This window comes from Desulfurella multipotens (assembly GCF_900101285.1).
GTDB classification, from domain to species: Bacteria; Campylobacterota_A; Desulfurellia; order Desulfurellales; family Desulfurellaceae; genus Desulfurella; species Desulfurella acetivorans.
This window is the reverse complement of record NZ_FMYU01000011.1, coordinates 29,332-41,224: the sequence shown is the minus strand read 5'-3', so window position 1 is coordinate 41,224 and position 11,893 is coordinate 29,332. Positions and strand designations below refer to the sequence as shown.

11 protein-coding genes and 1 tRNA gene are annotated in these 11,893 nt (G+C 33.1%); 4 read left to right on the top strand and 8 right to left on the bottom strand.

The window, feature by feature from the left end; translation table 11 throughout:
• Window positions 1-31 precede the first annotated feature (31 nt).
• Window positions 32-1,402: a class II fumarate hydratase gene (locus BLQ93_RS07770; protein ID WP_092129415.1), complete on the top strand. Its 1,371-nt coding sequence runs from the start codon at window positions 32-34 to the stop codon at window positions 1,400-1,402.
• On the opposite strand, the gene BLQ93_RS07765 is transcribed toward BLQ93_RS07770, so the two are convergent.
• On the bottom strand, window positions 1,399-1,578 hold the full coding sequence (locus BLQ93_RS07765; protein WP_092129413.1) for a hypothetical protein: 180 nt from the start codon (window positions 1,576-1,578) through the stop codon (window positions 1,399-1,401). The genes BLQ93_RS07770 and BLQ93_RS07765 overlap by 4 nt on opposite strands.
• 117 nt (window positions 1,579-1,695) lie before the next feature.
• On the opposite strand from BLQ93_RS07765, the gene BLQ93_RS07760 reads away from it, so the two are divergent.
• The gene (locus BLQ93_RS07760; protein ID WP_092129412.1) at window positions 1,696-3,567 is read left to right on the top strand and encodes an oxidoreductase; all 1,872 of its coding nucleotides are present in this window, start codon (window positions 1,696-1,698) and stop codon (window positions 3,565-3,567) included.
• Between the two features lie 101 nt (window positions 3,568-3,668).
• Here BLQ93_RS07760 and BLQ93_RS07755 read toward each other — a convergent pair.
• Window positions 3,669-3,755: transfer RNA gene (locus tag BLQ93_RS07755), tRNA-Leu, on the bottom strand.
• Between the two features lie 53 nt (window positions 3,756-3,808).
• Window positions 3,809-4,204, bottom strand: coding sequence for a hypothetical protein (locus BLQ93_RS07750; protein WP_025391399.1), 396 nt, complete (start codon window positions 4,202-4,204; stop codon window positions 3,809-3,811).
• A 160-nt stretch (window positions 4,205-4,364) separates the two neighbouring features.
• Between BLQ93_RS07750 and BLQ93_RS07745 the strand changes: the two genes are divergently transcribed.
• On the top strand, window positions 4,365-5,021 hold the full coding sequence (locus BLQ93_RS07745) for a MarC family protein (RefSeq protein WP_092129410.1): 657 nt from the start codon (window positions 4,365-4,367) through the stop codon (window positions 5,019-5,021).
• A gap of 93 nt (window positions 5,022-5,114) precedes the next feature.
• The gene (locus BLQ93_RS07740; protein WP_092129409.1) at window positions 5,115-7,532 is read left to right on the top strand and encodes a plasma-membrane proton-efflux P-type ATPase; all 2,418 of its coding nucleotides are present in this window, start codon (window positions 5,115-5,117) and stop codon (window positions 7,530-7,532) included.
• Here the strand turns inward: BLQ93_RS07740 and BLQ93_RS07735 are convergent.
• From BLQ93_RS07735 to BLQ93_RS07715, 5 genes are read right to left on the bottom strand one after another with little or no spacing between them, the layout of a single operon-like run.
• Complete coding sequence (locus tag BLQ93_RS07735; protein ID WP_092129407.1) at window positions 7,518-8,348, bottom strand: SIR2 family NAD-dependent protein deacylase; 831 nt, start codon at window positions 8,346-8,348, stop codon at window positions 7,518-7,520. The genes BLQ93_RS07740 and BLQ93_RS07735 overlap by 15 nt on opposite strands.
• On the bottom strand, window positions 8,335-9,384 hold the full coding sequence (locus BLQ93_RS07730) for a radical SAM/SPASM domain-containing protein (protein ID WP_092129405.1): 1,050 nt from the start codon (window positions 9,382-9,384) through the stop codon (window positions 8,335-8,337). The genes BLQ93_RS07735 and BLQ93_RS07730 overlap by 14 nt, the downstream gene beginning before the upstream one ends.
• Window positions 9,377-10,237: a 3-methyl-2-oxobutanoate dehydrogenase subunit beta gene (locus tag BLQ93_RS07725; protein WP_092129403.1), complete on the bottom strand. Its 861-nt coding sequence runs from the start codon at window positions 10,235-10,237 to the stop codon at window positions 9,377-9,379. The genes BLQ93_RS07730 and BLQ93_RS07725 overlap by 8 nt, the downstream gene beginning before the upstream one ends.
• A gap of 7 nt (window positions 10,238-10,244) precedes the next feature.
• A complete protein-coding gene (gene porA, locus BLQ93_RS07720; RefSeq protein ID WP_092129401.1) occupies window positions 10,245-11,363 on the bottom strand; it encodes a hypothetical protein in 1,119 nt (372 codons plus the stop codon).
• Window positions 11,360-11,890: a 2-oxoacid:acceptor oxidoreductase family protein gene (locus BLQ93_RS07715; protein WP_092129399.1), complete on the bottom strand. Its 531-nt coding sequence runs from the start codon at window positions 11,888-11,890 to the stop codon at window positions 11,360-11,362. Before BLQ93_RS07715 ends, porA begins: the two co-directional genes overlap by 4 nt.
• Window positions 11,891-11,893 lie beyond the last annotated feature (3 nt).

Sequence of the window (11,893 nt, the reverse complement as noted above, 5' to 3'; positions counted from 1 at the left end):
CAACTAAATTAATAAAAAACAAGGAGGCTGTATGAGAAAAGAAACAGATTCTATGGGTGAAGTTATGGTTCCAGATGAAGCATATTTTGGTGCTCAAACACAAAGAGCTATAGAAAATTTTAAGGTATCAGGTAAATCTATGCCTTTGGATTTCATATATGCTTTAGCTACTGTTAAGCTTGCCTGCGCTTTAAGTAATAAAGAGCTTAAATACATTGAAGAGAAAAAAGCTGATGCAATAATCCAAGCTTGTAAAGAAATTTTAGATCATAAGTTTGATAATCAGTTTCCTGTAGATGTTTATCAAACAGGTTCTGGTACTTCAACAAACATGAACATTAATGAAGTAATAGCAAACAGAGCAACAGAGATTTTGGGAGGTAAAAAAGGTGAAAAACTTGTTCATCCAAACAATGATGTAAATAAAGGCCAATCTAGCAATGATACAATCCCAACTGCAATGCATATAATGATTGTAGAGCTTTCAAAAAAGAAGCTTTTACCAGCGCTAAATGGCCTTGAAGAAGCATTAGAGTACAAAGAAAAAGAATTTGCAAATATTATAAAAATTGGAAGAACACACATGCAGGATGCTGTACCTATTAGGTTATCTGATGAATTTGGGGCATATAAGACTCAGATTATTAACAATAAAAAGCGTATCACATTTGCTTTGGAAGGTTTAAAAGAACTGGCTTTAGGGGCAACAGCAGTTGGGACTGGTTTAAACGCACCAAAAGGGTTTGCCTGGCTTGCAATAGAAAAAATTTCTGAATTTACCAATACAGATTATAAACAGGCACCTAATTTATTTGAAGCCATTGCATCAAAAGATGCTGTAAATTTTTTTGCATCAAGTTTATCAACATTAGCTTCTAGTATGATAAAAATTGCAAGCGACATAAGATTTTTATCGTGTGGCCCAAGATGCGGCATTGGTGAGCTAATTTTAAAAGACTTGCAACCAGGTAGCTCAATTATGCCAGGCAAAGTAAACCCAGTTATTCCAGAGTCAGTGCTGCAGGTTTCCTATAGTGTAATTGGTTACTCACAAATAATTAATATGTGTGCTCAAGCAGGTGTATTAGAGCTAAATGTAATGATGCCAGCTATTATTTATCATATAAACGAAGCCATTAATATAATGTCTAATGTAATTGATGATTTTAGTACAAAATGTATTTTACCAATTAGAGCAAATAAAGAACGTATAAATAGTTTCATAGAAAATTCTTTAGCCCTTGTTACACCTCTTGCTTTGATTATTGGATATGATAAGGCCGCTGCAATAGCACACGAAGCTTACATAACAAACAAAACAATAAAAGAAGTTGTATTAGAAAAAGGTATATTATCTAAAGAGCAGGCTGAAAAAATTTTGGATCCACGCAAAATGGTCTAGATTTTTTTAATAATAATAGGTTTTGCTGGAAAGTAAATATCTATTACAGGCTGATTTTTTAACAATTCAAGAGCTCTTTTAACTTTGTATTCGTATGATAAGTGTGTATATACTTTGTAACCTATTAACACCAAAAATAGTACAAATACTAAGATAATAATTTTTTTTGCATTCACAAATTCAAAGATAATTCTATTTTAAAAAATTGTCAAGAGATTTTTGAACTTTTATTTAGTCATATATTGACTAAGCGTTTTTTTTGATATAATTTAAACAAAAATAGGAGGTTTGATATGAAGATAGAAGGTAAAAGTTTAGGTTTGCTTCATTTAAAAAATCCGTTTATTGCTGCACCTGTTAAGACTGCTTATGCAGATTTAGAATCACATGTAAACCAAAGGCATCTAAATTACTATGAAAATTTAGCAAAAGGCGGGGTTGCGCTAATAATTATTGAACCCACAGCTGTATTAAAAAGTGGTAGAGAACATCCAAAGCAATTATGCATTGATGAGGATTATTGTATAGATGAGCTTTCAAAGATAACAAGGGTTATACACGATAATGGTTCTTTGGCATGTATAAATTTAAATCATGCAGGTAGAGCTGCAAATCCCAAAGCAAGTGGCGTGGTTTTGGCTCCAAGTGCTGTAATGTGTCCATCTACTATGCAAACACCAAAAGAGCTTACTAAAGAGCAAATTAAAGAAATTGTTAAGGCTTTTGGAAAAGCGACTGTAAGGGCAAAAAAAGCAGGATTCGATGCAATAGAAATACAGGCTGGCATGGGTTATTTAATTGCCCAGTTCTTAAAGGATCGTACCAATAAGCGAAATGATGAGTACGGAAAAGATAAATTACTTTTTGCAAAAGAAGTTTTTGGAGAAGTAGCTAATTTTAGTAATGGTTTAGAGTTAATTTTGAGAGTATCTGCAAATGAATTTGTTGAGGATGGGATTGTTGAACAAGACAATGTGGAATTAATTAATTTGGCTAAAAAATACGGTATTAAAGCGGTACACGCAGGTCTTGGGAATGCATGCGATACGCCGCTTTGGTATTACAGTTATGCTTCAACGCCCACAGATAAACAAATCGAATCATTTAAAAAACTGAAGAGCTTAATTGATTTACCTATTATTATTGATGGTAGAATGGGTAACCCTGATAGGATAAAGGCTTTACTTGAAGAAGGATGGGTTGACTTTTTTGGGCTGGGCAGATCTCTTGTGGCAGACCAATATTTTGTAAATAAATTGTTAAATGATGAGTTAGACAAAATTTGGTACTGTGGTGGTTGTTTGCAGGGATGCTTGTACAATGTTAGAAGCGGAATAGGTCTTGGGTGTATTACAAATCCTTTTGTAGATAAGAAATTCTTTGAACCTTCAGGTAAAAAACTTAAGGTTTGCATAGCTGGCGGTGGTCCAGCAGGAATTGCTACAGGTATTTATGCTAAAATGAAAGGTTATGATGCTATTGTTTTTGAAAAGAAAGAACTTGGCGGACAATTTATACTTGCAACAAAAGCTCCATACAAAGACGCAATGCTAAAGCCACTAAATGCTCTTATAAACGAAGCAAAAAGAAGAGGTGTTGAGTTTAGATACGAAGAAGCAAATTATGAAAAATTAAAAGAGCAAAATCCTGATTTAGTTGTTGTAGCAACTGGTGCCAACTCGCAAATACCAAATATTAAAGGCATTGAGAATGAGTATGTAATAGATGCATTTAGTTTTTTTGAATCAGTTGCCCAACCGAAAGGCAAAAGGGTACTTGTATTGGGTATTGGCTTAATTGGAAGGGAAGCTATGGAAATCCTGGCTAACCAGGGTTTTGAGGTGGTGGGTGTTGATATATTAAGTGAATTAACGCAGGATTTTACACTTACAAGGCTAAAAAATAACCCAAATGTAAAAATATTTGTAGCAACAAGTGTTGAAGAATTTACAAACGAAGGTGTTTTTGCTAGACAGGAAGATGAAGTAATAAATTTAGGCAAATTTGACACAATCATTTCTAGCATTGGTACAAAGCCAAATAAGGCTTTGTATGAGCAAATTAAAGACAAGTTTAAAAATGTTGAAATTATTGGAGATGCGGCAAGGGTAGCAGACATTTACACTGCAACCCAATCTGCATACGAACTCATAAGTAGATACTAACCTATATATATTAAAGGTGGGTTTGTCCCACCTTTATAATATAAACTACCTTACCGTTTTTACACATAAATATCTTGTTTTCGAAATATGGAAAATATTGTTGGTGCCGGGGGCGGGAATCGAACCCGCATGGGGTTGCCCCCACTGGATTTTGAGTCCAGCGCGTCTACCAGTTTCACCACCCCGGCAATACTTTAATAATCTTATTATGAAGTTAAAAAAAAGTCAAGTTGTAATTTACTTACAGGATTTTTTTGAGATCAAATAGAATTTTTCCTAAATCTTTTGTATTATCTTGTTTTAATTCTAATACTTTATATTTAAATGTATTGCCCAAAAATTCTCTAAAATCTTCAAGGATGTAGGTAGCTCCAGATTCATCTGTTCCTGGTAAAACTAAGTAGATAAAATTATTGCCTTCGTTAAAAAATGCATCAGAATTCCTAAGTATCTTATTCAAAATTTCAACGGCATATTTAAGGTTTTTTTGATTGTCAAATTTTAAAATTGCAATGCAAAAAAAATCTAATGAGTTGATAGATTCATCTAAATTCAACTCTTTTTTTACTCTTGCGATATTTGCAAAAGAATAATTGACTAAACTTTGTAAACAGCTTAAATCAAATACTTGCGCCATTTTAACCTCCTTTTTTGTTGTTAACAAAATTATATATTTAAATATTAGCTATTTGCAAGAAAAAAATCTTTATTATAATCCATTAGTTAAGAATATATGCTAAGTTTTTAAATTTTGGTGTTTTATTGAATTATTTAAAATTAGGTATTATAATTAACCTATGACAACTAGTTTTAATACAGTTGAGTTTTTTTCTTTTACATTAAAAAGCATTGTTTCTATTTTTGCTATACTTAATCCATTTGGTGCTATACCTGTATTTGTTAGTTTAACACAAAATTATTCCCAAAAAGATAAACACTATATTATAAGGCGTTCAACATATTTTGTTTTTGGAATATTAACATTTTTTTTCTTATTTGGCGAATTAATTTTTAAAATATTTGGGATTAATATAGGTTCGCTGGAAGTTGCAGGAGGTATTTTGTTATCTTTGGTTTCTATTAATATGGTTTTTGGTAATCCCCATAAAGAGCGTACATCCAAAGATGAACTTGCAGATTTAGAAGATAAAGAAAATATTGCTCTTGTGCCACTTGCTATACCCCTTTTATCTGGTCCTGGTGCAATTGCTACTGTTATTACGCTTTCAACTTCAGTTCAAAACTTATTTTTATATGCAGCAATTTTTTTTGCTATTATTATTTCATGTTTTGCTGTGTACTTTGTTCTGATTAGTTCTTCCTATTTGAATAGATATTTGGGTAAAATTGGTATAGGTATAATTTCCAGGCTTATGGGTATTATATTGCTTGCAATATCAGTGCAATTTATCGTAAATGGTTTAAAAATACTGTTCCCTGCTATTTTAAAGTAATCATGTGTGTATTTTTTTATTACAAAATTTATTCAAAATATTAATTTGACTAAATGAATTTGTTTTGTATATTAGTTTTTATGAGAGGATAAAGTGAATTTATTGACAAAAGAAGAGTTCAAAGAACTATCTTACGAAAAAATATTTGAGCGGCTAGAAACAAACGAGAGAGGTTTAACACCTAAAGAAGCTCAAAAAAGGCAACAAGAGTTTGGTTTTAATGAAATACCAGAAAAAAAGCAATCTCTTGTTATTTTATTTTTGAAAAAATTTTGGGGCCTTACAGCATGGATGCTTGAATTTATAATTATTTTATCAATTTTTTTAAAACATTATTTGGATGCTTATTTTATAGGTGCATTGTTGCTACTTAACGCTATACTGAGTTTTTACCAAGAATCTAAATCTTCTAAAGCAGTAGAAGCTTTAAAAAAACAACTTGCAATAAAGGTACGCACCCTAAGAGACCAGTGGGTATTGATTGATGCAAGAGAAGTAACTATTGGAGATATTATTAGAATTCGAGCAGGTGATTTTGTACCAGCTGATGTAAAAATCATTGATGGTATGGTTGGTGTAGATCAATCTGCTCTAACAGGTGAATCTCAGCTTATACAAAAAACAATTAATGATACACTATACTCTGGATCAATAATAAAAAATGGTGAATGCACAGCAGTTGTTGTATTTATAGGCTCCAATACATATTTTGGAAAAACCACACAACTGGTTGAGCTTGCAAAACCAAAGTTAAATATAGAACATATGATTACAAAAGTAGTAAAATTTTTGATGGTTATTGTTGCAGGTTCTCTTATTATAACTTTCATAGTTTCATATATTAGAGGAGAAAATCTCTTTGCGCTTTTGCCTTTAATGCTTATCTTGCTTGTTAGCGCAATTCCTGTTGCGTTGCCTGCTATGTTTACTGTATCGATGGCACTTGGTTCACAACAGTTATCAAAAAAAGGTATATTGGTAACAAGACTCAATGCTTCAGAAGATGTAGCATCAATGACTACGCTTTGTGCAGATAAAACTGGTACGATTACTGAAAACAAATTGACTTTGTCAAAAGTGAAGCCAGTATCAGGTTTTAGCGAAAACGATATATATGTCTATGGGGCTTTATGTAGTCTTGAAGCTAATCATGATCCAATAGATTTGGCATTTATTAATGCATGTAAACAAAAAAATATAGATTTATCCGGCTATGAGCAAATAAATTTTATACCTTTTGATCCAAAATTAAAACGTACTCAGGCAGTTGTAAAATTTAATTTTCAGCAAATTATTATAACAAAAGGTGCATATGAAAGCATTTGCAATGTATGCCCTATTATAGATCACACTCTCAAATCTGAACTTGACAAAACAGTTAGCGAGTGGGCTACAAATGGTTACAAAACAATTGCTATATCTATAGAAAAAGATTCCAATATAGAATTTGTTGGTATAGCTGCATTATATGATCCACCCAGAAAAGATTCAAGTGTTTTTATAAAAGAATTGCGCAAACTTGGTGTTAAAATAAAAATGCTCACAGGCGATGCAAAACCTATAGCAAAAGAAATTGCAAAAGAAGTAGAAATTGGAGATAACATAGCTGAGCCTCAAATTATAAGAGATGCTATCTCTACTGATGCAAAAAAAGCATATGAGATTGCAAGTAAAGCAGATGGGTTTTGTGAAGTTTTACCAGAAGATAAGTTTTATATTGTAAAAGCGCTTCAAAGTGGCAATGAGATTGTTGGTATGACAGGTGACGGTGTAAATGATGCTCCAGCTCTAAAGCAAGCCGAAGTGGGGATCGCAGTAAGCAATGCAACAGATATTGCAAAAAAAGCAGCCAGTGTAGTTTTGGTTCAGGAAGGTTTGGGTACTATAGTTAATTTGATTAAAATGGGTCGAATAATTCATCATAGAGTATTAAACTGGATTGTAAATAAGATTGTCAAGACTTTCCAAACAGTTGTATTCGTATGTATTGCATATTTAATTACTGGAAAATTTGTAGTTTCTGCTTTGGATGTAGTTTTATTGTTATTTATTATTGATTTTGTAACAATATCATTTTCTACGGATAATGTAAGATGGAGCAAAAAACCCGAGGTATTTAATATCAGACCCATTGTCAATGTAAGTATCGTAATTGGTATTTTAACTGTTTTAGAATCGTTAGTGATATTGTATATAGCAGATAAGTATTATTCAATTTTTTCAAATTTAGACCAATTACACTCTTTTGGTTTTGGTATATTGCTCTTTTCCAATATTTTTAATGTATTTGTGATTAGAGAAAGAGGTCATTTCTGGGAATCTGTTCCAAGCAGGGTATTGCTTGTATCAATGCTTGCAGATTTTATAGTTGGTATTTTAATGATGAGCTTTGGCATTATTGTTCGCCAGCTTCCTTTTGAGTTAATAGCTTTGCTTGTTTTCTATTTAATACTAGCATCTTTATTTAATGATTTTGTTAAAGTGGCTTTGAGTAAGCTAAAAAATCATTGACGCAATATTTAATAATGCGTTTTTTGCTTTTTCTTGCAAAAATATATGGGGCTTGCAGATATTTGTAGATTCAATTGCTGGGTTTATTGTAATAATTTTAGAACCATAAAATTTAAATTTATTTGCGACATAATCATTCGTTGGCACTGCGCCACTTGATCCTATCAAGAAAATTATATCTGGATATTTGCACTCATTTATAAATTCATAGTAATTATTTGCTTGATATTCATTTTCTATATAATCCCAATCTCCAAACATCAATATGTTTGGTCTAAGTAAACTACCACATACAGGACAATAAGGGAGGTTACTTGCCTGCATAGTTTTTTCATCTAAATCACAAAGCGGAACATCATAATTTTCTTGTACAAAATAGCTACATGCAAGCCCTCTTGTGCATTGCAATCTCCACATGGAACCATGAACTTCGTAAACTTTGTCTTTATCGGCTCCAGAGCGTAAATGATAACCATCTGTATTAGTTGTATGTATAAAGGAAGATTTAAAAACTTCTTTCATTAAACGTACAATAACATAGTAACCTTCATGCGGTTTATTGTAATGAGCATTTCTCCTTCTCCATTCATAGAATGCCCAAGCATACTGAGGTCTTACTTCGAAACTGTAAGGGCTTGCCAGTTCTTGCGCTTCCAAACCTTTTTCTTTAAAAACTGGAAAATTGCGCCAGTAACCTTCTTTATCTCTAAATGTAGGGATACCCGAATCTGCACTCATACCAGCACCGGTTAAAAAAAGAGCAGTTTTGCTATTTTTTATGATATTTAACACAGCATCATAATCATTTACCAGCATTTTTGCTCCAAAACAAACAATAAGGATCAATTGCTAAGTAATCGCCAAAATATGCATCAGCCCTTGCTCTGCATCCTCCACATATACTAATATAATCGCAAGTTTTACATTTTCCAGTGTATTTGCTAAAGTCCCTTAAGTTTTGGAATATAGGTGAATTATCCCATATATCTAAAAATGAATTTTGTATAATATTCCCAGCAGATCGCAAAAAATAACTGCATGGTTTAACTGAACCATCAAATGCTATAAATGCGATTGATTGGCCTGCAATACAACCTTTTGCCCCACCGGTTGAAAAGCTTAGTGAACGCCTGATATATTCTACATTGTGTGTTTTGGTATATAGATCAACTATAGCATAATATTCAGGTGCACAAGTAGGTCTGATAAACATAGTTTTTTCTTGAAGCTCCAGTTTAAAATGCCACTTTAATATTTTATAGTAATCGTTTTTTGAAATTAGTTCGCTTTGTAAATTTTCACCTCTGCCTGTAGGCACGATTATAAACATATACCAGCTTTTTGCCCCAAGGGATTTTGCCAGTTTGTAAGTATTTTCTATATCATGTTGGTTTCTTTTTGTAAAAGAAGAATTTATTATAAACGGGATATCATGTTTAGCCAGAAGCTTTGCAGCATTTATTGTAGCATCAAATGCACCTTCTTGTGCTCTAAAATTATCATGTATTTGTGCAGTAGAGCCATCAAGAGATAAAGAAACTATATCAAAATAGGCTTTAATTTTTAATGATAACTTTTCGTCAACTAATGTACCGTTTGTGGCAAGCCCTACTCGCCAATTTTTAGATTTTGCAAAAGCTGCTATCTCAAAAATGTCTGATCTAAGAAGCGGTTCTCCGCCTGTTAAAACCAGTACGGGTTTATAGCGCCTATCAATATCTTCAATAGTTTGTGTTATTTGTTTATATGTTAAAACTTCGTTAAGATTAGCATTTGCATTTGTGCGACAATGGATGCAGTTTAAATTACACTTAGGCGTTACTTCAAACGCTAACCACTTAAGCTCATTCATTAAAACGTTTATTTAGATATTCCCACTTCTTTTGAATTGATTGTCTTAAAAATTCAATATTTTCTTGTGTTAAATTTTTGTATCTACCTTGCAGTTTTAAGTATTCTGTAATATCAGTAAATTTAGGTTTTTTTGATAACACATATTTGCCGTCTATTATCTCATAAAGTGGAAATACACCGGTTTCAACAGCAAGTTTTGCCACTTCAATAGTTTTATCTTCAAGAAATTTTTGGCCTGGCGGGCAGGGCACAAAAATATGTATAAATTTAAAGCCCCTTATGGATTTTGCTTTTTCAAATTTTTTTATAAAATCCTGTGGATATGCAAGCGAAACAGAAGCAATATAGGGTACATAGTGAGCAGCAAGTATAGCCATTAAATCTTTTTTTGGTCTATCTTTGCCTTCTGGTGTTGTGGTTGTTTGAGCAAAGTGTGGTGTGGCAGAGCTTCTTTGAATACCTGTATTCATATAGGCTTCGTTGTCATAGCAAACATAAATTATATCGTCATTTCGCTCAGCTGCACCGCTTAAAGCTTGCAAGCCGATATCAAATGTACCGCCATCACCTGCCCAACCTACAACATTTATACTGTCTTTACCTTGCATCTTAAAGGATGCTTTAATGCCACTTGCAACAGCTGCTGTAGTTTCAAAAGCGGTATGAAATACTGGAACTCCTGCGTAATTTTTACCAACAGGACCATTTATAATTGTCCAGCAACATGCAGGTATAACAAGCACAGTATTTCTGCCTAAAGCTTTAAGCGCAAGTCGCATTGCCAGACTTGCACCACATCCAGGGCAGGCTAAATTATTTGGAAGGGCTATTTCATCTTTAGATATTTTCATATTTACCTCACAAGAATAATCCTTTTATCTGAGCATTTTTTGCATCTAAAAATGCATTAGCAATTGTAGATTCTGTAATTTTGTCGCCACCAAGACCTCCCACAAAGCCAACAACATTGCACAAATCCAAGCCACCAGCAATTTCGTCTTTTACAATACCACTTTTTCCATGTGAGATATCTCTATCAAATACCACGATAAGCTTTTTATCACTTAGCAATTGTTTTAATAGTTGTTGAGGAAATGGTCTTAACATATTTATTTTAACAAGGTTAACATCAATGTCGTCTTTTCTTAGGTTATCTACAGCTAACCTTGCAGTTTGACTAAGCGTTCCCAAAGCTACTATAGAATACTGACTATCTGGCTTTGGATAAACTTCAACTGGATTATAGTGTCTATTTGTAATTTTTTTAAACTCAAGTGAAACATTGTCAAAAATATCTAAAACTTTAAGCATATCTAAGTGTTGCCCTTTTTTTATAATATAATAGTCTTTTGGAAAGGCGAGTGCACCATATGCTTTTGGGTTTGCTGGATCTAGTGTATCGCGTTTAATTTTTGGAAGCAATTGCTTGACTGTTTCATGTTCTAAAATTTCAACAGGTTCTTTTGTGTGTGTAAGCAAAAAACCATCCAGACAAACCATAACAGGAAAAAGCGCCCTTTCAGCTACCGCAAAAGCCATTATTATAAAATCATAAACTTCTTGAGAGTTTGCAGCATACAATTGAACCCATCCAGTGTCTCTTTGAGAAAGAGAATCTGTAGCTTCAGCCCAAATATTCCAACCAGGAGCTATTGCTCTATTTGCATTGGCAAGCACAATTGGCAGTCTGGCACCACTTGCCCAGTGTAAAACTTCGTGCATTAGAAGTAGCCCTTGAGAGCTTGTTGCTGTAAATGTCCTTGAGCCAGCAATGGATGCACCAATGCAAGCTGCCATTGCTGAGTGTTCTGATTCTACTTTAATAAATTGAGCTTTTATTTGTTTGGCATAAATTAAATCAGCGATTTTTTCTATTATTGAGGTTTGTGGTGTTATTGGGTATGCACTTATAACTTCTACATCGCAAACAGATACAGCTTGTGAAACCGCATCGTTTCCACCTAAAACCTTTTTCATAAACACCTCACACTCTCGTATGCAAGCCTGGCACCTTCTATATTTAAATCGGCTTTTTTATCAATTTTAGATTTTATAGCATTAACTAATATATCAAAAGAAAAATCATTTGTAACCTTACAATAAGCACCAAGAATCGTAGTATTAATAATGGGAATTGCGGGGCTTCCAAGCCCAAGTGATAGCGCAATAGCATTAGCATCCACTGTGTAAATATCAATCTTTTTTTCTTTTACTTTAAAGTTTGAGCCATTTATGATTAAAGTGCCATTTTCTCTCAATTTTGCAGTATCTATTACAGAGAGACTAAATATAACTGAAATATCTTCTTCTTCTATCTCATAGCGCTGGTAAATTTTATTATTATCTGTGCGAATATAAGAATGTGATGGAGAGCCTCTGCGCTCTGCACCATAAGATGGCATAAACTGAACATATTTACCACTATCAAAGTAACACTGAGCAAGTATTTCCCCTGCTACTACAACACCTTGTCCACCTCTACCATGCAAACCAATTTGTTTCATAAA

What these genes read in the sequence shown, in the direction of transcription:
- BLQ93_RS07730 (WP_092129405.1), bottom strand. Translation starts at nt 9,384, where the DNA reads ATGAATGAGCTTAAGTGGTTAGCGTTTGAAGTAACGCCTAAGTGTAAT.
- BLQ93_RS07770 (WP_092129415.1), top strand. Translation starts at nt 32, where the DNA reads ATGAGAAAAGAAACAGATTCTATGGGTGAAGTTATGGTTCCAGATGAA.
- BLQ93_RS07745 (WP_092129410.1), top strand. Translation starts at nt 4,365, where the DNA reads ATGACAACTAGTTTTAATACAGTTGAGTTTTTTTCTTTTACATTAAAA.
- BLQ93_RS07725 (WP_092129403.1), bottom strand. Translation starts at nt 10,237, where the DNA reads ATGAAAATATCTAAAGATGAAATAGCCCTTCCAAATAATTTAGCCTGC.
- BLQ93_RS07735 (WP_092129407.1), bottom strand. Translation starts at nt 8,348, where the DNA reads ATGCTGGTAAATGATTATGATGCTGTGTTAAATATCATAAAAAATAGC.
- porA (WP_092129401.1), bottom strand. Translation starts at nt 11,363, where the DNA reads ATGAAAAAGGTTTTAGGTGGAAACGATGCGGTTTCACAAGCTGTATCT.
- BLQ93_RS07750 (WP_025391399.1), bottom strand. Translation starts at nt 4,204, where the DNA reads ATGGCGCAAGTATTTGATTTAAGCTGTTTACAAAGTTTAGTCAATTAT.
- BLQ93_RS07760 (WP_092129412.1), top strand. Translation starts at nt 1,696, where the DNA reads ATGAAGATAGAAGGTAAAAGTTTAGGTTTGCTTCATTTAAAAAATCCG.
- BLQ93_RS07715 (WP_092129399.1), bottom strand. Translation starts at nt 11,890, where the DNA reads ATGAAACAAATTGGTTTGCATGGTAGAGGTGGACAAGGTGTTGTAGTA.